General features: G+C 62.0%; 16 protein-coding genes. 9 read left to right on the top strand and 7 right to left on the bottom strand.

The genetic code is table 11. The annotated features are described in order from the left end of the window. Nucleotides 1-18: 18 nt before the first annotated feature. Nucleotides 19-1272 (bottom strand): ATP-binding protein, encoded by a 1254-nt coding sequence (locus D7241_RS15185; protein ID WP_408102209.1) that lies wholly within the window; start codon nucleotides 1270-1272, stop codon nucleotides 19-21. A gap of 150 nt (nucleotides 1273-1422) precedes the next feature. Here D7241_RS15185 and D7241_RS15180 point away from each other — a divergent pair, with 150 nt between their 5' ends. The 5 genes from D7241_RS15180 (at nucleotide 1423) to D7241_RS15160 (ending at nucleotide 6162) form a co-directional block, all read left to right on the top strand. Beyond that, the gene (locus D7241_RS15180) at nucleotides 1423-2115 is read left to right on the top strand and encodes an SIMPL domain-containing protein (protein WP_408102208.1); all 693 of its coding nucleotides are present in this window, start codon (nucleotides 1423-1425) and stop codon (nucleotides 2113-2115) included. A 294-nt stretch (nucleotides 2116-2409) separates the two neighbouring features. Then, nucleotides 2410-3003, top strand: coding sequence for a PepSY-associated TM helix domain-containing protein (locus D7241_RS15175; RefSeq protein ID WP_408102207.1), 594 nt, complete (start codon nucleotides 2410-2412; stop codon nucleotides 3001-3003). A 9-nt stretch (nucleotides 3004-3012) separates the two neighbouring features. Beyond that, nucleotides 3013-3522, top strand: coding sequence for a DUF2271 domain-containing protein (locus D7241_RS15170; RefSeq protein WP_408102206.1), 510 nt, complete (start codon nucleotides 3013-3015; stop codon nucleotides 3520-3522). A 14-nt stretch (nucleotides 3523-3536) separates the two neighbouring features. Continuing rightward, nucleotides 3537-4412, top strand: a complete 876-nt coding sequence (locus D7241_RS15165; RefSeq protein WP_408102205.1) for a DUF4198 domain-containing protein — start codon at nucleotides 3537-3539, stop codon at nucleotides 4410-4412. Between the two features lie 193 nt (nucleotides 4413-4605). Further along, complete coding sequence (locus tag D7241_RS15160; RefSeq protein WP_408102339.1) at nucleotides 4606-6162, top strand: sulfite reductase subunit alpha; 1557 nt, start codon at nucleotides 4606-4608, stop codon at nucleotides 6160-6162. A gap of 194 nt (nucleotides 6163-6356) precedes the next feature. Here the strand turns inward: D7241_RS15160 and D7241_RS15155 are convergent, their stop codons facing one another. Further along, on the bottom strand, nucleotides 6357-8585 hold the full coding sequence (locus D7241_RS15155; protein WP_408102204.1) for a TonB-dependent receptor: 2229 nt from the start codon (nucleotides 8583-8585) through the stop codon (nucleotides 6357-6359). 141 nt (nucleotides 8586-8726) lie between these two features. Here D7241_RS15155 and D7241_RS15150 point away from each other — a divergent pair, with 141 nt between their 5' ends. Next, on the top strand, nucleotides 8727-9407 hold the full coding sequence (locus D7241_RS15150; protein WP_408102203.1) for a Fe2+-dependent dioxygenase: 681 nt from the start codon (nucleotides 8727-8729) through the stop codon (nucleotides 9405-9407). Continuing rightward, the gene (locus D7241_RS15145) at nucleotides 9407-10228 is read left to right on the top strand and encodes a tetratricopeptide repeat protein (protein WP_408102202.1); all 822 of its coding nucleotides are present in this window, start codon (nucleotides 9407-9409) and stop codon (nucleotides 10226-10228) included. Before D7241_RS15150 ends, D7241_RS15145 begins: the two co-directional genes overlap by 1 nt. 197 nt (nucleotides 10229-10425) lie before the next feature. On the opposite strand, the gene D7241_RS15140 is transcribed toward D7241_RS15145, so the two are convergent. Continuing rightward, entirely contained in the window at nucleotides 10426-11589 is a 1164-nt protein-coding gene (locus D7241_RS15140) for a type III PLP-dependent enzyme (protein WP_408102201.1), read from the bottom strand. 521 nt (nucleotides 11590-12110) lie between these two features. Here D7241_RS15140 and D7241_RS15135 point away from each other — a divergent pair. Together D7241_RS15135 and D7241_RS15130 are read left to right on the top strand one after the other, a co-directional pair. Beyond that, nucleotides 12111-13694: a peptide chain release factor 3 gene (locus D7241_RS15135; protein WP_408102200.1), complete on the top strand. Its 1584-nt coding sequence runs from the start codon at nucleotides 12111-12113 to the stop codon at nucleotides 13692-13694. A 175-nt stretch (nucleotides 13695-13869) separates the two neighbouring features. Further along, complete coding sequence (locus D7241_RS15130; RefSeq protein WP_408102199.1) at nucleotides 13870-14322, top strand: REP-associated tyrosine transposase; 453 nt, start codon at nucleotides 13870-13872, stop codon at nucleotides 14320-14322. Between the two features lie 227 nt (nucleotides 14323-14549). On the opposite strand, the gene D7241_RS15125 is transcribed toward D7241_RS15130, so the two are convergent. From D7241_RS15125 to ptsP, 4 genes are all read right to left on the bottom strand, one after another. Further along, nucleotides 14550-16958, bottom strand: a complete 2409-nt coding sequence (locus tag D7241_RS15125) for a glucose/quinate/shikimate family membrane-bound PQQ-dependent dehydrogenase (protein WP_408102198.1) — start codon at nucleotides 16956-16958, stop codon at nucleotides 14550-14552. A 123-nt stretch (nucleotides 16959-17081) separates the two neighbouring features. After that, complete coding sequence (locus D7241_RS15120) at nucleotides 17082-18821, bottom strand: PTS fructose-like transporter subunit IIB (RefSeq protein WP_408102197.1); 1740 nt, start codon at nucleotides 18819-18821, stop codon at nucleotides 17082-17084. Nucleotides 18822-18842: 21 nt separating this feature from the next. Next, on the bottom strand, nucleotides 18843-19781 hold the full coding sequence (pfkB, locus tag D7241_RS15115) for a 1-phosphofructokinase (RefSeq protein WP_408102196.1): 939 nt from the start codon (nucleotides 19779-19781) through the stop codon (nucleotides 18843-18845). Beyond that, entirely contained in the window at nucleotides 19781-22669 is a 2889-nt protein-coding gene (gene ptsP, locus D7241_RS15110; protein ID WP_408102195.1) for a phosphoenolpyruvate--protein phosphotransferase, read from the bottom strand. The genes pfkB and ptsP overlap by 1 nt, the downstream gene beginning before the upstream one ends. Nucleotides 22670-22834 lie beyond the last annotated feature (165 nt).

Here is a 22834-nt window from a genome sequence, read left to right as displayed (position 1 = left end):
CATCATTGTCACGTCAGTTCAGGCCCGTACCGAGCCATGCGGCAGGCGCAGCTCGGTCAGAGTGCCACCCTTTTCGTGATTGTAGAGTTTCACCGTACCGCCGGCGCGCGTCACGCTGGCCTGGCTCAGGAACAGGCCGAGGCCGAAGCCTTTGCCCTTGGTCGTGATGAAGGGTCTGCCGATCTGCTCGGCAATAGCCAGAGGCACACCGGCGCCGTGATCGCGAATGGTCAACTTGATCCATTGTGCGTCCCAGTCCAGGCGAATCTCCAGATCATCCGGGCTGGCATCGGTGGCGTTGTTCAGCAGGTTAAGCAGCGACTGACTCAGATCTGCCGGCGGCATCAGACGCGGCGGCGTGCCTTTACCGAGGCACTGAAAGCGATAGGTTGCCTCTGGATGCATCAGATGCCAGCGCTGCAGCACCGATTCGGCCCACTCGCGCACGGTCTGCTCGACGATGGCCTGGCGGCGATCGGCTTCGGCGGCACGAACCAGCTGACGCAGGCTTTCCTTGCAGAGCTGGACCTGTGACTGCAACAGTTCGAGGTCTTCGCTCAATTGCGGATCGCGGTATTCCTGGCGCAACTCCTTGAGCAATACGCTCATGGTCGCCAGCGGCGTACCCAATTCATGCGCGGCGCCAGCCGCCTGCGTCGCCACGGCCAGAAGCTGCTGGTCACGCATGCTTTCTTCGCGGCGCTGGGCCTGGAGTTGCTCCTGACGTCGTAGTTGCTCGGCCATACGCGCGACAAAAAAGGTGATCAGCGCAGCTGCCAGGGCGAAACTCAGCCACATTCCATAGACCAGCAATGTGGTGCGATCGACCGGCGGTGCGATGACCGGGTCGTACCACACCAGCATCAGCGTGTAGCCCGCAAGCGCCATGCCGGACAGAACGACTGAGTACAGCCACGGCAATGTGGCCGCAGCGATCGTCAGCGGTACCAGATAGTAGGAAACGAACGGGTTAGTCGAACCGCCCGAGTAATACAGCAGCGCGCTGTGAATCAACAAGTCAGCAGCCAGGTGAACCGCGTATTCGAGTTCGGTCACCGGCCAGGGCCCTCGCAGCCGTAAAGCCGTGCCCAGGCAAATAAGCGCGGAGATCGCCAACGTGATACTCAGATGCGCCCACGGCAAGACGAACAACTGCGTGGCATAGGCGAGCCCCACCGCGCCCGCCTGAGCAGCAAGCACGAGGATGCGGATCAGGGTGAGCAGACGGAGATTCTGACGGCTGGCAGACAGCAGGTGAACGGATGCGTACATGGGTTCTCCAAACGAATGGCGAGTATAACCAAGCGATTCGGGAGGCAGCCCTTTCTGCGTCAACGCGACGCACAGAAAAACTGCGTAACGGCCCTCAAAGGGCTAAAGTCTCTGCGCCGCACCGGTGGTGCACTGAATTCAGGAGCTCTCATGTTCGTTACAGTTCCCCGCAGCGTCGCGCTGCTGGCCTGCCTTGCCTGCTTTCCGGTTGTTGCCGACGAGCAGCACTACAACCAGATTTCCCTGCGTGCCGAGGCCAGCAGCGAAGTAGCCCACGACCGCATGCACGTCACGCTTTACAGCGAAGCCCAGCACGAGGACCCGGCGCAGCTGGCCGCGCAGACCACCGAAGCCATGAACAAAGCCTTGCAGCGCGCCCGCCAAACGAAAGGCGTCGTCGTCAGCCAGGGCAGCCGCAGCAGCTATCCGGTCTATGAGGAAAAGGGCCAGCAGATCACCGCCTGGCGCGAACGCGCCGAGCTGCGCCTAGAGAGCGGTGACTTCACTGCTCTGTCCAAACTTACCGGCGAATTGATGCAGGAGCTGAAGATGGGCAGCATGCACTTCAGCGTCTCCGACGCGATCCGAAAGCAGAACGAAGACGCCCTGCTGAAGGATGCCGTCGCCGCCTTCCGCGCCCGCGCACAACTGGCTACCGAAGCGCTTGGCGGCACTGACTACCGGATCGTCAACCTCAATCTGAACAGTGGCGGCAGTTACCAGCCGGTGATGCGCAACTTCGCGATGAAGAGCATGGATTCCATGCCGACACCGGAGGTCGAGGCCGGGACCCGCCAGGTCAGCATCAATGCCGACGGTGTCATCGAAGTTGAGATGCCGTGACGTCGTAACCCCCAGTTTGGCGGGGTTGCACGCCCCGCCACACGACCGAGACACAACCGGCTCGAAGCGAGCCATGCCGTATCGAGCACGCTTTCAGACGTCGCACTCCATTCAATGACTGCCAACCTGGCCCTCTAAACCAACGAGAACCGGAACTCCTGACCGTCGTTTAATTTCGCTCACGCCGGCAACACGCAGCCTCTCGATGCGAATGTATAACGTCTGTAAATTATTAGCGTTTGCCTCCAGCGCCCCCTAGAATCTTTGCCGCCCTCGCTCCAAACAAGGATCACCATGCGACTCTGGCTCGGCACCCTCCGCCAATGGCACTGGATCAGCTCCGCGCTGTGCCTGGTCGGCATGCTCCTATTCGCGATTACCGGCATCACGCTCAACCATGCAGGGCAAATCGAGGCCAGCCCCGTCATTTCCGAGCGTCAGGCTCATCTTCCTGAAGCGTTGCGGACCAAGCTGCTGACGGAGTCGCCAGAGGCTGGTTTGCCTAGTCGATTGCGTGTCTGGCTGGAGAATGAGCTGAACATCGAGCTAGCCGATCGCAACGCCGAGTGGACCGATGGAGAGTTGTATATCGCCCTGCCCCGCCCCGGTGGCGATGCATGGCTGAGCCTCGAACTGGAAAGCGGCGAACTGCTGTACGAATCCACCGATCGCGGTTGGGTTTCCTATCTCAACGACCTGCACAAAGGCCGCAACACCGGCACGGCCTGGAGCTGGTTCATCGATATCTTTGCCACCGCATGCGTAGTTTTCAGTCTCACCGGCCTGTTGCTGTTGCAGCGCCACGCCGCCGGGCGACCCATCACCTGGCCGCTGGTCGGCCTGGGCCTGGTTGTTCCCGTGCTGTTGGCCCTGCTGTTCATTCATTAAGGATCTGCGATGCGTAAACGCTTGTTGCTACCCCTCACTCTGATCAGCGCGCCAATTATGGCGGCTGACCTACAAGTCTCCGTCGAGATTCCACGGTTGCAGGTCGCCGAATATCACCGCCCCTACGTCGCACTTTGGCTGGAACGCCCGGACCAGAGCCATGTCGCCGATTTGGCCGTGTGGTACGACGTGAAGCTGAAGGATGAGGAAGGTGAAAAATGGCTCAAAGATCTGCGTCAGTGGTGGCGCCGCAGCGGTCGTAGCCTGGACCTTCCGGTCGATGGTGTCAGCGCTGCGACACGTGCCGTCGGCAGCCATGAACTGAACTTCGACGACAGCAAGGCCCCACTCAAGGATTTGCCCGCCGGTGAGTATCGCCTGGTCGTGGAAGCAGCCCGGGAAGTCGGCGGTCGCGAATTGCTGCGAGTGCCATTCAGCTGGCCGCCACAGGAAAAACAAAGCCATCGAGCCCAGGGCGAAAGCGAGCTGGGCAACATATCTCTCACCCTGAATCCCTGAACTAGGAGCCCGTCATGAAACCCATGATCAAATGGACCGCTCTGGCCCTGGCCGTGTGTCTGCCAGTTTCTGCCCAGGCTCACCGCGCCTGGATGCTGCCATCGGCGACCGTCCTGTCTGGTGAAGATCCATGGATTACCGTCGACGCCGCGGTATCCAATGACTTGTTCTATTTCGAGCACGTCCCACTGCGCCTGCAGGGCATCGGCAACCTCGACCAGGCGCCGGCTAGCGGTCCGCCCGGCATGCGCGCACGGCCCGCATCGCAGTTGCACGTGATCGCACCGGACGGCTCGCACATCCAGGCCGAGAATGGCGCCATCGGCCACTATCGCAGCACCTTCGATGTGCATCTGACGCAGAAAGGGACCTATAAGCTGGCGGTGGCCAACAACGGCCTGTTTGCGCGTTGGAAGGAAAACGGCCAGATGCGTCGTTGGATGGGTAGCCCCGAGGCGTTCGCCAAGGAAGTCCCAGCCAAAGGCGAGGACCTCAAGGTCAGCCAGAACAGCAGCCGCATGGAAGTGTTCGTTACCTCCGGCAATCCCTCTGAGGAAGTGCTCACGCCCACCGGCAAAGGATTGGAACTGGCGCCCGTTACCCATCCCAACGACCTCTTCGCCGGCGAAGCAGCGGAGTTCACCTTCCTACTCGATGGCGAACCGGCCGCGGGCGTGAAGATCAGCGTGATCCCCGGCGGCAATCGTTATCGCGACCATTTGGGCGAGATCCACGCAACCACCGACGAACAGGGCAAGGTGAGTATCACTTGGCCGGAAGCGGGCATGTATTGGCTGGAAGCCGAGATGATCAGCGACAAGGGTGTCTCGAAGCCCGCCACCGAACGCCGCGCCACCTATAGCGCAACCTTGGAAGTACAGGCGCCCTAGAGAGCGCGCAACGCACGCTGCTTCATATGGGGCAGCGCTGGAAGGTGGATCGGACCGCGCAGATACAATCCTTCAGTGCCGGAACAGCTCAGCCCGGCAGTTGCTGCAACATCCCCTTGCGTTCGAATTGCCTCCAAAACCGCTCGCGTCACCACACTTGAAACAAGCCAATCCCCGGAGACGGCTCATCTTGCTGCATTCATCAAAGCTCGTGCGCCACATGCCTTCGCTGGCGTGCCTGTCGCTCGCCACGCTGCTGTTCTGGTGGCAACCGGCCCGGGAGCTTTCCGCGACGCTGGTGGCGATGGCCTATCTGGGAGTCTGTCTGCATCTATGGCAGCACCACCGCCAAGCCGTTCCGCCGCACGAAACAACATCTAGCGCACTGCTGATCGCCTATGCCAGCCAAGGCGGCCAGGCCAGAGAACTTGCCGAGCGCAGCGCCGACCAACTTCGCGGCGCAGGTGTCGCGACCAGCGTTCTGCCCTTGAACGGCCTCAGTCCTGAGGCCTTGCACGATCACCGCCGCGTTCTGTTCATTGTCAGCACCTACGGCGAGGGCGAGGCGCCGGAAAACGCCGCACGCTTCGAACGCCAGTTGCTGAATCAGGCGCGCGACCTGTCGCACCTGGAATATGCCGTCCTCGCGCTGGGCGACCGTCAATACAACCACTTCTGCGGATTTGGCCGACGCCTCGATACCCGGTTGCGCGAGCTTGGCGCCTTGCCGCTATTCGATCGACTGGAGGCCGACCGTGGTGACGCCGGCGTGTTGCGTCATTGGCAACAACAGCTCGCCCATGTGGGCGGCAACAGCGACTTCTCCGACTGGCAGCCCGCACCGTACCAGCGTTGGCGCCTCGACCTGCGTGAATGCCTGAACCCTGGCAGCCAGGGTGCGCCGGCTTTCCATCTGGGCTTGAGTGCAGGCGATGGCAGACACAACTGGCGCGCCGGCGACATCGCAGAAGTTGGCCCGCGGCATTCGCTAGCCGAGATGGACGCGTTACTACGGCGCCTTGGTCACGATCCACAGGCATCCATCGACCAGCTAACACTCGCCGATGCATTGTCCACGCGGCGATTGCCCGACGACGAAGCAGCGCTACTCGGTCTTGATATCGATGGGCTATTGGCGCTGCCGCTGTTGCCGCATCGCGAATACTCCATCGCCTCGGTCCCCGCGGACGGCCAGTTGCAGCTACTGGTTCGCGAAGCGCGACACGCCGACGGTAGTCTGGGAATTGGCTCCGGCTGGCTTTGCCGGCATTCGGCGATCGGCAATGAGCTTGACCTGCGGGTACGCAGCAATCCGGGTTTTCACGGTCCGGCTGCAGACACGCCGATGATCCTGATCGGCAACGGCACCGGCCTGGCAGGGCTACGCGCGCACCTGCGCGAACGCGCCGGCACGCCGGCCTCCATGAACTGGCTGGTGTTTGGCGAGCGCAGCGCACAGCACGATCAATTCTTTCGTGACGAGCTGCAAGCCTGGCTGATATCGGGTCATCTACAGCGACTGGATCTGGCGTTTTCCCGCGACCAGCCGGGGAAAATCTATGTGCAGCATCTTCTGCGCGATGCGGCCGACGAATTGCGGCGCTGGATCGACGAAGGCGCCGCGCTTTATATCTGCGGCAGCCTCGAAGGAATGGGGCGCGAGGTGCAACAGATCCTTGCCGGTGTGCTGGGCGACCAGCAGCTGCAACAGCTGACCGAGCAAGGGCGATACAAACGGGACCTGTACTGACGCAGAAGACTGGCAGCAGGCGCTTGGCCCCATCAGCCGTTCCAGGCGTTACCATCCGCGACAGCGAAACAGGTCCGACAGGCACCAGCGCACACTGAAAAGAAGCAAAAAAATGCCCGTATCTCTCGATACGGGCATTTTTATTTTGCGGCCACCCTCAGCTATACGCGATGGCGCGGCACTCGCTGCTTCGCTTAGAAGTGGAAGTTAGTACTCAGCAGCGCAGTACGGCCCGCGGCCACGTGTGCCATATGGCTGCCGTAAACCTGGTCGAAGTAACGCTTGTCGGTCAGGTTCTGCACGTTCAGTTGCAGATCCAGATTCTTGCTGACGCGATATGCGGCCATCGCGTCGTAGCGCCAGTAGCTCGGCACCTCGATGGTGTTGGCCGTATTGCCGAAGCGTGAATCGACGTAGTTGGCGCCGCCACCGACGGTCAGCTGCGGCAGCAGATGATAGGTCGTCCAGAAGCTGAAGCTGTTTTCCGGTGTGCTAGGGATTGCGTTCCCATCGTCAACGCCTGTTCCAACACCCTTGACCAACTCTCCATCGAGGTAGGTGTAGCTGGCAAAGGTTTGCCACTTCGAGGTGAGCTGGCCGTTGACGCTCAGCTCGAAGCCGGTGACTTCCGTTTCGCCAATATTCATCGGCAAGCCGTTTGCGTCGTTGACTCGAGCGTTGGTCTTTTCGGTCTTGAACACAGCCGCATCGACGCCAAGGCGATCATCGAGGAATTCCCACTTGGTGCCGATCTCAACGTTGCGGTTACGTTCCGGTTCAAGATCAAGCGTGTTGTAGGCAACGTTGGACGAGCCCTCGCCGCTGCTTTCACCGACCGGGTTACTGGAAGTCGACCAGGCTACATAGATGCTGCCATTAGGTAGCGGATTGAAAACCAACCCCGCTTGGTAATTCCAGAAATGAGAGCCGCTTTCTCGTTCGAAATCGCCGCTCGGCGATCCGCGGCCCGCCAGCGAGCCGTAGCCGCTGGATGTCGTTTCGTAGTCGTCATAGCGCAACCCAAGATTCAACGACCATTGTTCGTTGAACTTCAGCGTGTCGAACACATAAGCCGCGAGCGTCCTGGTGTCGGTATCGGTGTAGTTGTCACTGTCTTCGATCGTTCCATTCCAGGCGGCGTCGTAGTTCGGGTTCGCCAAGTCGGCGCAGTCCGGGCCAATTGCCGTACAGACACGACCGCTGGTGCTGATGACATACGGCCGGTTGTGCGTACCTTGATCACTGATTTCCACACCCGTCACCACGCTATGTTCGACGCTACCAGTGTCGAAGCGCGCGCTCAGGTCCGTCTGGTTGACCCAACCTTCGGAAGTCGAGTTACGGCTCTTCGGCGAGCGAAAGACCAGCCCTTGATCCAGATTGCCGGCTACGGAGTCATTTGGCGTGGTGACGATGTAATCGAGCGTGGTCCGAACAACGCGGGTCGTGTTGGACAGCGTCAAGTTGTCGTTGAGGTCATGTTCCAGCTTGATGGTGCCGGCATCGGTGGTGCTTTCCCGGTAGTCGCGGTGGCTCAGACCATAAAAATTGTCGCGATCGACACTCACAGGCACGCGGTTGGGATTTGCCGGTGTGGCATCGGTCAGCGGAATACCGTAATCCGGCACATCGTCGGTTTCCAGGTGGTAGTAGGACAGCGTCGCGCGCGTCGGAGTGTCGAAACCGAAGGTCACGGTTGGCGCCACGCCCCAGCGGCTAACCTCAACGCCGTCGCGGCCAGCGACGTTGGCTTCATGCTTCATCAGGTTGAGACGGCCGGCGACGTTATCGCTGATCACCCGGCTCACATCGAGGGTGTAACGGCGGGTCTGATCGGAGCCGTAAGTGAAGCTGGCATCACCGAAGTTCTGGCGCTTGGCCGTCTTGGTGATCAGATTGAGGCTTCCGCCGGTTGAACCAGCCCCTGTATAGGCCGAGCCCGGCCCCTTGCTCACTTCGATTCGCTCGATGTTGAAAATCTCGCGGGTTTGCGAGCCGATGTCGCGCAAGCCGTCGATGAAGGTATCGCTCTCGGCATCGAAGCCACGAATGATCGGCCTATCGCCAGCCGGGTTGCCACCCTCCCCGGCGCCAAAGGTGATGCCTGACGTAGTGCGCAGAGCGTCGACCAGCGACAACGCACCCGTGTCACGGATCACCTGATCGGTAATCACAGTGATCGACTTGGGTGTTTCACGCAGCGGCGCGGTGTACTTCTTCGATGCCGAACCATCAGCCTTGTAGCTCTGCTCTTGGTTACCAACGACGGTCACCGAATCCAGGGCGACGGGCTCCTGATTGTCAGCGGGCGCTTTTTCCGCGTCCTGCGCGACTGCCGGTGCGGACAGCGCAGTAAGGGTCACGCCGATGGCCGAGACCAGCAAGCGGGGGTTTGGAGAGAGCTCTAGAGACGGACGCGACATCGGAAACAATATCCTTCAAAAGTTAAACGCTATCGATAATTGCTATTATTAGCGGCCGGCATTCTGATACATTTCGTTGCATTCCGAAACATTTAAATGCGAACAGCTATCATTTATTCGCCATCACCTTCCGGTGCACTCATGCTGTTATGCATCTCCCAGGTTTTTTCCGCAGACGAAACGCTCAGGATCCGCACTGCGCTGGAACAGGCGCAGTGGCTCGATGGCAAAGTCACGGCCGGCTATCAGTCGGCCAAGGCCAAACACAACCTGCAACTATCCGAAGATGACCCGCTGAGCCGTGAGATCAGCGAAGCCATGCTGCAGCGGCTCTGGGAGCATCCTCAGTTCATGTCCGCTGCACTGCCAGGCAAGGTCTTTCCGCCGCTGTTCAATTGCTACACGGCCGGCGGCAAGTTCGGTTATCACATCGATAACGCCGTGCGACAGGTTCGCGGCAGCGCCGAACGGGTACGCACGGACCTCTCGGCGACGCTGTTCTTCAGCGAACCAGAGGACTACGACGGCGGCGAGCTGTTGATCCAGGACACCTACGGCACCCAGCGGGTCAAACTGGCCGCTGGCGACCTGGTGCTCTACCCCAGCACCAGCCTGCACAAGGTCGAAGCGGTAACCCGAGGTGCGCGATTCGCCTCGTTCTTCTGGATTCAAAGCCTGGTACGCGAAGATGCGCAACGCACCTTGCTCTATGACATGGACCAGGCGATTCAGCAGCTCAATCAGGACGTTCCGGATCACCCTTCGCTGGTGCAGCTCACGGGCACCTACCACAACCTGTTGCGGCGCTGGGTCGAGGTTTGATGGGCGCTCACCATCTGCATCGCGACGAGGCATTGAGCCTCGACCAGTTCGGCCTGGACCTCGAAGAGCACCCGCGGCGTGCCGCTCGCTGGATCATCCATGCCGCCAGCCAGGGCGAGCTGGAGGCCCAAGCATTGCTGGGGCAGATCCTCCTCGACGGGCGCGGCATCGAACAGGATCAGGCGCTGGCGCTGCAGTGGTTCAGCATCGCCGCAGAACGCGGTCATGCCATGGCAGCCAATATGGCGGGGCGCTGTCACGAGCATGGCTGGGGCTGTGTAGCCGATCTGTCCCGGGCGGCCCGCTATTACCGAAAAGCTGCCGGGCAAGGCCTCGACTGGAGCCTTTACAACCTCGCAAACCTGGTCGCCACCGGCCGTGGCGTTGCGCAGGACCAAGCGTCTGCCTTTGCGCTTTATCGCCGCGCCGCCGAGCTTGGCCACGCCAAGTCGATGAACCTGGTCGGGCGTTATCTGGAAGAAGGCCTGATGGTGCCGGCTGATCGGGCGACAGCCTGGGACTGGTACCGACGCTCCGCCGAGGCGGGAGATTTTCGTGGGCAGTTCAGTTACGCCGCCGTGCTGATTAGCGAGCAGCGCTGGGATGATGCCCGTCACTGGTTGATCCAGGCGCTGTCGCTCGGTCACCTGAAATTTCTGCGCAAAGCCCGAGACGAACTGCTCGCAGCGAAGATCGCACCGATTGCCGACATCACTGCAAAGTATGCGGCACGGTGCGCCGAAATCGGCGATCAGAGCGATACCCAGATCGCCGCTCGGCCTGCTGCAACGCAGCCCGTCGCGGATGCACGAATCACGTAGCGCGGTTTCCCGCAGCGTCAAGTTAGCGCTGTAGGGTGGGCTTCAGCCCACCACAAGCAGATGGCGATCCTGTCACGGTGGGCTGAAGCGGAACGCCGCCCGGCCCACCCTACCTCGCTGGCCGTTTAGCGTCGCTCCCCCGAATCGCAGAAACAAAAACGCCGCGAAGATCGCGGCGTTTTGCATAGAGACGATGCTTAGAGGTAGTACGCCTTCAGCGGCGGAAAGCCGTTGAACTCCACGGCGCTGTAGCTGGTGGTGTACGCACCCGTCGAGATCCAGTACATGCGATCACCGATGGCCAGGTTCAGCGGCAGGCCGTACTTGTAGTTCTCATACATGATGTCGGCGCTGTCGCAGGTCGGGCCAGCGATCACCACTTCCTCCATCTCACCCTTCTTCTCGGTCCAGATCGGGAACTTGATGGCTTCGCCCATGGTTTCGATCAGGCCGGAGAACATACCGACGTCGGTATAGACCCATCGCTCCACCGCGGTACGCGACTTACGCGCCACCAGCACCACTTCGCTCACCAGGACGCCCGCGTTGGCGATCAGTGAACGGCCCGGCTCGAGAATGATTTCCGGGAGGTCGTCGCCGAAGTCTTCCTTGAGGAAGCGGATGATTTCCTCGGCGTAGGTTTCCAGGCTGTTGGTCCGGGTGATGTAGTTGGCCGGGAAGCCGCCACCCATGTTGATCATCTTCAGCTCGATGCCGTCTTCTTCTTTCAAGCGCTCAAAGATCACCTTGACCTTGGCGATCGCGGCATCCCATACCGAGATATCACGCTGCTGCGAGCCAACGTGGAAGGAGATGCCATAAGGCTCGAGCTTCAGCTGACGCGCAAGAATCAGCAGGTCCATCGCCATGTCGGTCTGGCAGCCAAATTTGCGCGACAGTGGCCAGTCGGCGGTGGTCGAGCCTTCCGTCAGGATGCGCACGTAGACTTTCGACCCCGGCGCGGCCTTGGCGATATTGCGCAGGTCGGCTTCCGAGTCGGTGGCGAACATGCGCACACCCTTGTCGTAGAAGTAGCGGATGTCCTTGGCTTTCTTGATGGTATTGCCGTAGCTGATGCGCTCCGGGCCGACACCGCGGGACATTACCTTGTCCAACTCGTAGATCGAGGCGATATCGAAGTTGGAACCCTTGCTCTTGAGCAGATCGATAATCTCGACCGCCGGATTGGCCTTCACCGCGTAATAAACCTTGGCGAACTCGAAACCGGCGCGTAGATCGTCGTAGGCGGTGCTGATGGTTTCGGTATCGATAACCACGAACGGCGTTTCGTGCTGGTCAGAGAAATCCTTCATCTTCTGGAAGGTGGAACGGGAATAATAGTCTTCGATATTGATCGACATGCATGGCTCCAAATCGGGAAACGTAAAGTCGGATTGGGGACTTGCGTCTGTTCTGCTCGCTGCGAGCAGGCCAGACCTAACATGAACGCCTGATCAGTTTCCCCACTTTGGTTCGCCTACTTCCCAAGGCATGTCGCCGAGTATTACGGCCAAGCCAAATGACAACCGCTGCATTCGTTCATGCTGCGTTGTCGCTGACCTGGTGAATCGTAATCTCTCGTCGTCAGTACTTGAGCCGGATGGATCGTTGCCAGCATGGACGTTCGGGCGCGAACTTTAGAACCACAGCTGTTACAGATCAACGAAAAATCCGCACCCGCTCCATTTTTTGCCGCGTTGGCGAACCTACCCTATTCAAACCGACAGATGTGCTGCGGTGATGTTCCATCCGTCTCGCCCCGCTGCGGACTGACGGAGTCTTGCGAGACCACCGGAGCCCCCCTTGACGGTCCACGCGTGGAACGCCCTTTGCGCTATAATCGCCGGCTTTTTTCCGACACGCTTTCTATACCGGGACCGCCATGACCTCTCAGGCCGCCGAAGTCGCGAAGCGCCGCACCTTCGCCATCATTTCCCACCCCGACGCGGGCAAGACCACGATCACCGAAAAGCTCCTACTGATGGGCAAGGCCATTGCCGTGGCCGGTACCGTGAAATCGCGTAAATCCGATCGTCACGCAACGTCCGACTGGATGGAAATGGAAAAGCAACGCGGTATCTCCATCACCACCTCGGTAATGCAGTTCCCCTACCGCGAGCACATGATCAACCTGCTCGACACGCCCGGCCACGAAGACTTCTCGGAAGACACCTACCGCACCCTGACCGCGGTGGATTCGGCGCTGATGGTCCTCGACGGCGGTAAGGGCGTCGAGCCGCGCACCATCGCGCTGATGGACGTTTGCCGTCTGCGCGACACGCCCATTGTCAGCTTTATCAACAAGCTCGACCGCGACATCCGCGACCCCATCGAGCTGCTCGACGAGATCGAAGCGGTCCTGAAGATCAAGGCCGCGCCGATCACCTGGCCGATCGGTTGCTACCGTGACTTCAAGGGTGTGTATCACCTCAAGGACGACTACATCATCGTCTACACGCCAGGCCATGGGCACGAGCGCACCGACGTGAAGATCATCCAGAACCTGGACTCCGATGAAGCGCGCAAGCACATCGGCGACGAATATGATCGATTCGTCGAGCAGCTGGAGCTGGTGCAGGGTGCTTGCCACGAGTTCGATCAGGACGAATTCATCAAGGGTCAGCTGACCCCGGTGTTCTTCGGCACCGCCCTCGGCAACTTCGGCGTCGACCATGTGCTCGATGCGGTCGTTGACTGGGCGCCGCGCCCACTGCCGCGTGAGGCCAACGAGCGCGTGGTCGAGCCGGTTGAAGAGAAATTCACCGGCTTCGTCTTCAAGATCCAGGCGAACATGGACCCCAAGCACCGCGACCGCATCGCCTTCATGCGCATCTGCTCGGGCAAGTACGAAAAAGGCATGAAGCTGCGCCACGCGCGGATCGGCAAAGATGTGCGCATCGCAGACGCCCTGACCTTCTTCTCCAGCGAACGTGAGCAGCTGGAAGAAGCCTGGGCCGGCGACATCATCGGCCTGCACAACCACGGCACCATCCAGATCGGTGACACCTTTACCGAAGGCGAAAACCTCGGCTTCACCGGCATCCCGCACTTCGCCCCAGAGCTGTTCCGCCGTGTGCGCCTGAAGGACCCGCTGAAATCCAAGCAGCTGCGTCAGGGCTTGCAAGAACTGGCCGAGGAAGGCGCGACCCAGGTGTTCTTTCCCGAGCGCAACAACGACATCGTCCTCGGTGCTGTAGGCGTACTGCAGTTCGACGTCGTCGCCAGCCGCCTGAAGGAGGAATACAAGGTTGAATGCGCCTATGAGGCGATCAACGTCTGGTCCGCCCGCTGGATCGAGTGCGACAACGAGAAGAAGCTCAAGGAATTCAGCGACAAGGCTTATGAGAACCTTGCGGTCGATGGCGGCGGCCATCTGACGTATCTGGCACCAACGCGGGTGAATCTAGCGCTGATGGAAGAACGTTGGCCTGACGTGAAATTCAGGGCGACGCGCGAGCATCATTGAGTAACGCGACGATGCAACGGTTCGCCGGCGCGCTGTAATGTGCCTGTTGCATAAAAGCTTCGCGAGCAAGCTCGCTCCTACAGGCCTGACTCAGCCTCACTTGTAGGAGCGAGCTTGCTCGCGAATGAAGCGCCGCCGCTTTTGACCCCAGGCATCAACAGAAGGACGCAACGGAATGCGCTTTCATGGATGCGACCTACGCAAAGGGCGAGTCAGTCTGCCCAACCAGACCTATGTGCTGACCTGCGTGACGCTGAACCGCACCGCCCTGTTCACAGACTGGCCTGCCGCGTCGTCGTTGGCGTGGGAAATCCACCAGATCGGGCAGTCGGACGCAATCGAGTCCTTGGCCTGGGTAGTCATGCCCAACCATCTGCATTGGCTCGTGCAGCTGAGAACTGGCTCGCTGGGCCAGCTGATGCAGCGCCTGAAATCACGAAGCGCGATTGCCACCAACCGTCTCAACGGCGGCCAAGGCGCGATCTGGCAGAAGGGCTATCACGACCGCGCCATCCGCAACGAGGAAGACCTGCGCAACGTTGCGCGGTACATCGTCGCGAACCCGCTGCGCGCCGGGCTGGTCAAGCGCATCGGCGACTATCCGTTCTGGGATGCTGCGTGGTTGTGATGATGCTTACTCGTCTAGCGACTTAAAAGCTTCACCAGCAAGAACTCGGCGTCCCCCTTGCTCCTACAAAAGCATCAGCGGCACCGAAACTCGTAGGAGCGAGTTAGCTCGCGAATACCTGCACATTGCCAAAGCTTCGCCAGCAAGCTGGCTCCTACAAAAAGCGAGAACGGAGCCAAGTCTGTAGGAGCGAGCTTGCTCGCGAATTCTTTTACGCGATCGATGAGCTATTGGGCGTCCTCATCCAACGTCCACGCCACCACCGAATCGCCGATCTTGGTCCCGAACGACCCGTGCCCACCGGCCATTTGCACGACGTACTGCTTGCCGGTCTTCTCCGAAACATAAGTCATCGGCGTCGCTTGCCCACCCGCCGGTAGCCGCGCTTTCCAAAGCTCTTCGCCGGTCTGCAGATCGTAGGCGCGCAGGTAGTAATCCAGCGTGCCGCTCATAAAGGCCACACCGCCTGCGGTGACGATCGGGCCGCCCAGTGCCGGCGTACCCACCGGGAACGGAATGCCCAGCGGCGCACTGTCGCGGCTGGTGCCGTTCTTGTGCATCCAGACCTTCTTCATGGTGCGCAAATCAACTGCGGTGACGAAGCCCCACGGCGGGGTCTGGCATGGCAGGCCCAACACCGACAGAAAAGGCTCCAGCCTGACCATGTAGGGCGCGCCGAGGTTTGGTTGCAGACCGGTCTCGCCGCCGCCGGAACGCTCATCGGGATCGACTTCGCTGCGCTTGACCATGGTCGAGACGAACGCCAAGTAGTTCGGCGCACCGAACAGCAGCTGCCGGCTCGGATCGACCGCCACAGATGGCCAGTTGAAGGTGCCCACGTTGCCCGGATAGATCAGCGAGCCCTTCTGCGACGGCGGCGTGAAGTCACCGTCGTAACGCAACTTGCGGAACTGGATCCGGCACATCATCTGGTCCAGCGGGGTGCCGCCCCACATGTCCTTCTCATACAGCGGTTCGTCGGGCGCATAGCTGAGCGCCGACGCCGGCTGAGTCGGGGCAGTGAAGTCACCGTAATCGGTGCCCTGCGGCACGGAAAACTCATCCACCGGCACGATGGGCTCGCCTGTGCGGCGGTCAAGCACATAGAGGTCGCCGCGCTTGGTCGGCTGGATGATTGCCGGGACCTTGCCCTGCGGTCCGTCGATGTCGACCAAGGTTGGCTGGGACGGCAGGTCGCGGTCCCAGAGGTCGTGATGGACGGTCTGGAATTCCCAGCGCACCTTGCCGGTCGCCAGATCCAGTGCGACCAGAGTATCGGTGAAGCGCTCGGATTGCGGCGTACGCGGTTCTGCCCACTGGTCCGGCGTCTGGTTGCCTGTGGGGATGTAGACCAGGCCCAACGACTCGTCCGCCGTCGCGGTGGTCCACCAGTTCGGCGTGCTGCGCGTATAGGTTTCGCCTGGCGGCAACGGCTCGGTAGCGTCCGGATTGCCCGGATCGAAGTTCCAGATCAGCCGCCCATTGCGAACGTCGTATGCGCGAATAACACCACCGGGAGAATCCACCGAACCGTTATCGGTAACGGACCCTCCCACGATGACCAGTTTCTCGGTCACCACGGGCGGCGAAGTCGGCAGATAAACGCCCAGCGCGCCATCACCCAACCCGACTTTTAGATCCACCACCCCGGAATCGCCGAAATCTTCACAGGGCTTGCCGTCTTCTACGTCGAGGGCGATCAGTGTGGCGTCGTTGGTCGGCAGGAAAAGCCGGCGCTCGCAGCGTGCAGCGGGCTGGTCCGGCTGCCCGGTGGTCGAGACCGCCGCGGCATAGCGGGTCGCATCATGGAAGGCCAGGCCACGGCAGGTCATGTGCTGGTAATACTTGGCATCGCGGTTGATGTTCGGGTCGTAGCGCCAGCGCTCCTCACCGGTATCGGCATCCAGCGCAATGGCGATGCTATGCGGCGTGCAGATATACAGGCTGTTGCCAACCTTCAGTGGCGTCACCTCGTAGGTGAATTCACCCGGATCGTTCGGTCCCGGTAGATCGCCGGTGTGGTATTCCCAGGCTTTTTCCAGCTTGCCGACGTTCTCCGGCGTGATCAGATCCGCCGTCGAGTACCGGTCACCCTGCTCGGACCCGCCGTATGACGGCCACTCGCTCTCGGAGCGACCGGCCTGCCCTTGCGGGTCGAGACCCTGCATCTGGGCGTCGCTGAATTCGCCAGTGATCGAATGGTAATCCTGCGCCAGCGAGTAAGCCGCCATCAGCGCCCCGGCCAGCAGGCCGAGCCCGAGCAATCCGCTGGCACCGTCGCGCCAGACCAACCGGTCGCTCACGTAGCGATTGACGAAAGGCAGGATCAGCCAGAGGCCGAGAATACACCAGAGATCGATCCGCGGCGCCAGCTGCCACCAGTCGAAGCTGACTTCGTAGAGCGCCCAGACCAGTGTCGCCAGCAGCAGCACCGCATACAGCCAGATAGCCGCACGGCGCCGGGCAAACAGCAGGCCCGCCACCACCAGCAGTCCGATGCCGGCGATCAGGTAGTACCAGGACCCGCCCAGTATCGCGAGGTAGCCGCCGCCGACCGCCATCAGCCCGCCCAGCACCAAAACTACTAAGGCAGTCAGGGTGATACGCAAGGGTCGTGGCCCGTATTCGATACTCATGCAACGCTCTCCTGCCGATTCGTTCTTCAAAGCAAGCTGGCGAAACTTTCTGACACAAAGTCTCGACCAGCTTTTAGTGGATACGGCGGGAAGGGCTTTAGTTCAGCATTTTCGGCCCGCCGATCAGGTTGCTGCCCCAACGGCGAGCGGCTGAGCCTCGGGCTGCTTGATCACGGCGTAAATCACCCCAGTCACCAAACTACCGGCGAGGATTGCGAGCAGATACAGCAGCGCATGGTTGATGGCGTTGGGAATCAGCAGCACGAATAGGCCACCGTGGGGTGCCAGCAGCTTGGCGCCGAAGGCCATCGACAGCGCACCGGTCAGCGCGCCGCCGGCGATGCTCGCGGGAATCACGCGCAGCGGGTCTTTCGCGGCGAAGGGAATCGCGCCCTCGGAGATGAAGCAGCAACCGAGCACCAGCGCGGCCTTGCCGGCTTCGCGCTCGCTCTGGGCGAACTTGCGCCGGGCGATGATGCTGGCGATGCCCATGCCGATCGGCGGCACCATACCGGCGGCCATGGTCGCGGCCATCGGTGCGTAGCTTTGCGACGCGAGCAGTCCAACAGAGAAGGCATAGGCCGCCTTGTTCACCGGTCCGCCGAGGTCGACGCACATCATGGTGCCGAGCAGCAGCCCGAGCAGGACGGCGTTGGACGTGCCCATGGTGTCGAGAAATTCGGTGAGACCGGCGAGCAGCTTCGCCACCGGCGTGCCCACCACGTAAATCATCACCAGGCCGGTGACCAGGCTGGCCAGCAACGGGATGATCAGGATCGGCTTGAGCGACTCGACACTGGCCGGCAACGGAATCCAGCGACTGACCGCCTTGGCCGCGTAACCGGCGACGAAGCCCGCGATGATCCCGCCGATAAAACCCGCACCCAGCGTGCCGGCCAACAGCCCGCCGATCATGCCAGGCGCGAGGCCAGGCCGGTCGGCGATGGAATAGGCGATGTAACCGGCCAGCAGCGGCACCATCAACTGGAAAGCCGTTTCGCCGCCGATCTTCATCAGCGCCGCGGCCAAGGTGCCTTCCTCCTTGAATGCTTCGATGCCGCAGACGAAGGACAACGCGATCAGCAAGCCGCCGGCCACCACCATCGGCAGCATGTACGAAACGCCAGTGAGCAGGTGTTTATAGACGCCGGTTTTCTCGCCCTTCTGCTCGCCGCCGCTGGCACTGACCGCGGCGCCGCCGCTGAGCACCGTTGCTTCTTCCAGCGCGCGATCCAGCGTCGCATCGGGTTGTTTCAGCGCTACACCGGTGCCGCAGCGAAACACTCGCTTACCGGCGAAGCGGGCGACGTCCACCTCGATATCGGCGGCCAGCAGCACCGCATCGGCCTCTTCGATGGCCTGCGCGTCGAGCACATTGCGTGCACCCACCGAGCCGCGGGTTTCCACCTGCAAATCGTAACCCTTGCGGATCGCCGCCTGCTGCAGGGCTTCGGCAGCCATGAAGGTATGCGCCACGCCAGTCGGGCACGCGGTGATGGCCACCAGCTTGGGTTTGCTGCGGGACTGGGCTGCATCAGCCTCGTCATCCTGTTGCAGTTCGCCGGCCGTCTCGGCGGCGCTGCGCAGGAAGCCTTCCGGGTCAAGCAGGGCTTCGGACGGCGTCGATTGAGCGACGCGCTTACCGATGAAGCGTTGCAGCGATAACGGCCCGGTCTTGACCACCACGACCAGGTCCGCATTGGCGATCTGCGCGGGCGTCAGCGGCGAGCCGATAGCCTTGGGGTCGTGGACTTCCACGGCGGTCGACCAGCCCAGACGATGGGCAGCCGCTTCGAGCAAGCGCGACGTAAGCACGCTGGTGACCATTCCGTTGGGGCAGGCCGTGACGATGAGAAGATTCATTCCTTTCACCTCTTATTGGAATTATTGGGTCAGCGGCTGAAGCCGGACTGCGGCTTCCAGCTCGGCGAGTTGTGCCGGGTCGGTGATGCCGAAGCCGACCTGCCCAACTGCCTGCGCGGCGATGGCCGTGGCGTGGCTAAGGGTGCGTTCGGCGGGCCAGTTTTCCAGCAAGCCGTGAAGCATGCCGGCGAGCAGCGAGTCACCCGCACCAACGGTGCTGACCACCTGCACTCTTGGCGGACAGGCGTGCAAGCCAGCGCCCGGCGAGAACCAGCTCACGCCCTCGGCGCCTTGTGAGATGACCACGTGCTCAACGCCTTCGACCTGCAATCGCCAAGCCTCCCGGGCGAGCGCCTGCGCATCGGCGGATTGCATTTCGCGGGCCTCGGCCAGCTCCTCTTCGTTTGGTTTGATCAGCCAGGGCGCCGTCGCCAAGCCGGCGCGCAGCGCCGCGCCACTGGTATCCAACGCGACCCGCACGCCGAGTTGCTTGAGCGAGCGCAGCAGCTCGACGAACCACTCCACCTGAACACCGCGCGGCAGGCTGCCGGCCACCACCACCAGATCATGTGCGGGCGCGAGGCGCTTTAGCTTGGCCAGCAGTTCGACGCGCTCCGCCTCGGCGATCATTAGCCCAGGACCGTTGATGTCAGTGATCTGTCCGCAAGCTTCGGCCAGTTTGATGTTGCTGCGGGTTTCCCCTGCCACCCGAACGAACTCATCGGCAAACCCGCGCGTCTCGAACAATTGCTCGAACGCCTGCGGATTGTCCGCGCCGAGAAAGCCGGTCACGGTCAGCTGGTGACCGAGGTCGGCCAGCACCTGCGCCACGTTGAGGCCCTTGCCGGCGGCATGCACCTGCAAGCTTTCGCTGCGGTTGACCTCGCCCAGGCGCAGCGATGGCAGTTGCACGGTCAGGTCGAGTGCAGGATTAAGGGTGACCGTCAGGACGCGTGCCATCAGCAATGCTCCCCGACAAAAGCCCGCACTTCATGCGCACCCGGTAACAGCAATGCCTGCCTGGCCAGCCGCTGGCAGGCGCTGAAATCCAGCTCCCGCACCCGCGCCTTGACCAGCGCAATGCTGCGGGCGGACACGCTCAGTTCGTCGACACCGAGACCCACCAGCATCGGCACCGCCAGCGCATCGGCGGCCAGCTCGCCGCACACCCCAACCCACTTGCCCTGCGCGTGCGCGGCTTCGACGGTCATATCGATCAGCCGCAACACCGCCGGATGCAAGCCATCGGCCTGACCGGAAAGGGTCGGATGCCCGCGGTCGATGGCCAGGGTGTACTGGGTCAGGTCATTGGTGCCGATGCTGAAGAAATCCACTTCCCGAGCCAGCACCGACGCGATCAGCGCGGCGGACGGAATCTCGATCATGATGCCCACCTGCAGATCGGCCACCGGCAGCTCCGCACGCAGCCGGTCGACCATGGCTTTGGCGGTGCGCCACTCATCGATGTTGCCGACCATGGGAAACATGATCCGCAACGGGCGACCGTCGGCGGAAGCCAGCAGCGCGCGCAGCTGGGTTTCGAGAATGTCCGGGCGTTGCAGGCTCAGGCGAATGCCGCGCACACCGAGGAACGGATTTTCCTCGGCGGGCATCGGCCAGTACGGCAACGGCTTGTCGCCGCCGACGTCCAGCGTACGCACCACCAAGGGCCGTCCTTCGAGCGCTTCCAGCACGCGGCGATATTCCGCTTCCTGAGTCCCCTGGTCCGGCGCCTGGGAATGATTCATGAACACCAGTTCGGTGCGCAGCAGGCCGATGCCTTCGGCGCCGAGGGAGACGGCGTCGGCGGTCTCGCCGGCCGCGCCGATGTTGGCGGCGATCTCTACCGGATGACCGTCGCGGGTGATCGCCGGCTCCATTCGTCTCTCGTTCGCCAGGCGCTTGCGTTCCTCGCGCTCGGCGCGTTCGCTTCGGGCGTCGGCCAGTTGCGCATCGCTCGGCGCAACCAGCAGTTCGCCGCGCTCGCCGTCGAGCAGCAATAGCGTGTTCGGCGCCAACCCCAGCACGCCTGGCCCGGCGCCGACGATGGCCGGAATGCCCAGCGCACGGGCGATGATCGCGCTGTGCGAGGTCGCACCGCCGCCAGCGGTAAGGATGCCGGCGACGCGCTGGCAGTTGAGCGTGGCAACGTCCGAGGGTGCCACTTCGTCCATCACCAGAATGTAGGGCTCATCGGGCGCCTGCTCCGCCTCGATACCGGTCAGGCAGGCCAGCACACGGCGGCCGACGTCACGCAGATCCGCCGCGCGCTCGGCCAGCAGCTTGTCGTGCAGCGATTCCTGCTGCTGCGCGGCGTTTTCGATTTCCTCGACCCAGGCGGCTTCGGCGCTCAAGCCCTTTTGCAGCCGTACCTGCACCTCCTCGCGTAAAGCCGGATCGCGCAGCATGGCCTGATGAGTGGTGAAAATGTCGCGAATGCTGGCGACCTGACTTTCCTCGATCAGCACGCCGATTTCGCTGAACACGCGGTCGAGCGCTGCATCCAGGCGCTGCAGCTCGACCGCCGGGGATTCGCCATGCTTGGGGTAGTCGATAACCTGAGGCTTGCGCACCAGTACCGGACCGATGGCGATGCCGGGCGAGGCGGCAATGGCCATCACGCGCTCGCCGACACGCAAAGCCGCGTGCTCGACAGTCTTTTGATCCGGTTGCGCGGCAAGCGACGCGCCGGCGTTTTCCATCACCTGGCCCGGCTCGGGCAAGGGCTCGACCTCCTCACCCAATCCCTCTTCCACAGCTCGCACCAGTGCCGGCAGCGCATCGCCGGCTATCGAAGGCTCGGCAATGAATTCCAGTACCTGACTACACTGCGCACCCATCGCCAGGAGTTTGCTGAGGCTCTTTACCGACACGCCGGCAATCTCGCTACCAGCCAGACGTACACGGATATCGCCGTCGAACGCCTGGGCGATTTCAGTCAGCACCTTGGCGGGCCGCGCATGCAGACCGTGAGGATTGGCCAAAGGCACCTGAGCGCTCGGCCAGTCGGCGGGCACCTCGCCGCCGAGCGCTTCGAGCACCACGCGGCTGGAGGTCGCCTGGCTGAGTTCCTGCCCGCGCCCCTCGATCAATAGATTGCACAAGCGCTCGAGCATCGCCCGATGCGCCTCACCCAGGCTGGCGAGCACGAACAGGCCGTTGAGCGGCTGCCCCTGGTGTACCAGCGAATTGATGGGCGTGACGAAGGCCAGCCCAGGACTCTGCACCGACTGTTCGCTGCTCAACCACCATAGCCCATCGCCCAGCGGCAGCGCCTGGCTCAGTGCCAGCCCGGCATTGAAACCGGGCTCCACGCACTGGGCGCGCTTGAGCAGCTTGACGCCCTGCCAGGCCAGCTCGTCGAAATCATCGGCGGCGACACCGAGCGCCACCAGCTCGCCATCCAACGCCAATTCCTGCGGCGCGCCCTGCAGCAGATCGATGATCGCCTCGGGGCTATGCACTTTCTGCAGCGCCTCACTCAGATCGCCTTCGCCAAGCGCTCGGGTCAACAACTGCAGCAAACGCAGATGCTCATCCGAACGCGCGGCGATGCCGATGGCGAGATACACCTGCTGGCCGTTGCCCCAGTCCACACCACCTGGAAAGTGCAGCAGGCGCACGCCGGTGGTGAAGACCTGATCGCGGGTCTCCGGCGTGCCGTGCGGGATGGCGATCCCCTGGCCAAGAAAGGTCGAGCCCTGCGCTTCGCGCGCGCGAAGCCCGTCGAGATAACCGGGCGCCACCAGCCCGTCAGCCACCAGCACTTCGGCCAGCAAAGCCAGAGCGGCAGGCTTGTCGGCGGCCGCCTGATGCATGTGGATATGCTGGGCATTCAACTCAAGCATGAAGAACTCCTGTGCGGGCTCACGATTGTTTCTTTTGCCGGCTGGGGCGCTGGGATCACCCGGACGGCGCTTATGACCGGATAGCTGCTGAAACGTTTCAGCAAAGGCTGGCACATTACGCAATATTGGGTAACTCTAGAACCCCAAGTTCATACCTTCTGTCTC

The sequence above is a fragment of the Stutzerimonas sp. VN223-3 genome, assembly GCF_045999685.1.
Classification (GTDB): Bacteria; Pseudomonadota; Gammaproteobacteria; order Pseudomonadales; family Pseudomonadaceae; genus Stutzerimonas; species Stutzerimonas stutzeri_AR.
The sequence above is the reverse complement of the archived record's forward strand: the minus strand, read 5'-3'. Positions and strand labels throughout refer to the sequence as shown.

Excerpts from the sequence above, each read along its gene's own strand:
- D7241_RS15185 (WP_408102209.1), bottom strand. The coding sequence starts at position 1,272 with ATGTACGCATCCGTTCACCTGCTGTCTGCCAGCCGTCAGAATCTCCGT.
- D7241_RS15180 (WP_408102208.1), top strand. The coding sequence starts at position 1,423 with ATGTTCGTTACAGTTCCCCGCAGCGTCGCGCTGCTGGCCTGCCTTGCC.
- D7241_RS15175 (WP_408102207.1), top strand. The coding sequence starts at position 2,410 with ATGCGACTCTGGCTCGGCACCCTCCGCCAATGGCACTGGATCAGCTCC.
- D7241_RS15170 (WP_408102206.1), top strand. The coding sequence starts at position 3,013 with ATGCGTAAACGCTTGTTGCTACCCCTCACTCTGATCAGCGCGCCAATT.
- D7241_RS15165 (WP_408102205.1), top strand. The coding sequence starts at position 3,537 with ATGAAACCCATGATCAAATGGACCGCTCTGGCCCTGGCCGTGTGTCTG.
- D7241_RS15155 (WP_408102204.1), bottom strand. The coding sequence starts at position 8,585 with ATGTCGCGTCCGTCTCTAGAGCTCTCTCCAAACCCCCGCTTGCTGGTC.
- D7241_RS15150 (WP_408102203.1), top strand. The coding sequence starts at position 8,727 with ATGCTGTTATGCATCTCCCAGGTTTTTTCCGCAGACGAAACGCTCAGG.
- D7241_RS15145 (WP_408102202.1), top strand. The coding sequence starts at position 9,407 with ATGGGCGCTCACCATCTGCATCGCGACGAGGCATTGAGCCTCGACCAG.
- D7241_RS15140 (WP_408102201.1), bottom strand. The coding sequence starts at position 11,589 with ATGTCGATCAATATCGAAGACTATTATTCCCGTTCCACCTTCCAGAAG.
- D7241_RS15135 (WP_408102200.1), top strand. The coding sequence starts at position 12,111 with ATGACCTCTCAGGCCGCCGAAGTCGCGAAGCGCCGCACCTTCGCCATC.
- D7241_RS15130 (WP_408102199.1), top strand. The coding sequence starts at position 13,870 with ATGCGCTTTCATGGATGCGACCTACGCAAAGGGCGAGTCAGTCTGCCC.
- D7241_RS15125 (WP_408102198.1), bottom strand. The coding sequence starts at position 16,958 with ATGAGTATCGAATACGGGCCACGACCCTTGCGTATCACCCTGACTGCC.
- D7241_RS15120 (WP_408102197.1), bottom strand. The coding sequence starts at position 18,821 with ATGAATCTTCTCATCGTCACGGCCTGCCCCAACGGAATGGTCACCAGC.
- pfkB (WP_408102196.1), bottom strand. The coding sequence starts at position 19,781 with ATGGCACGCGTCCTGACGGTCACCCTTAATCCTGCACTCGACCTGACC.
- ptsP (WP_408102195.1), bottom strand. The coding sequence starts at position 22,669 with ATGCTTGAGTTGAATGCCCAGCATATCCACATGCATCAGGCGGCCGCC.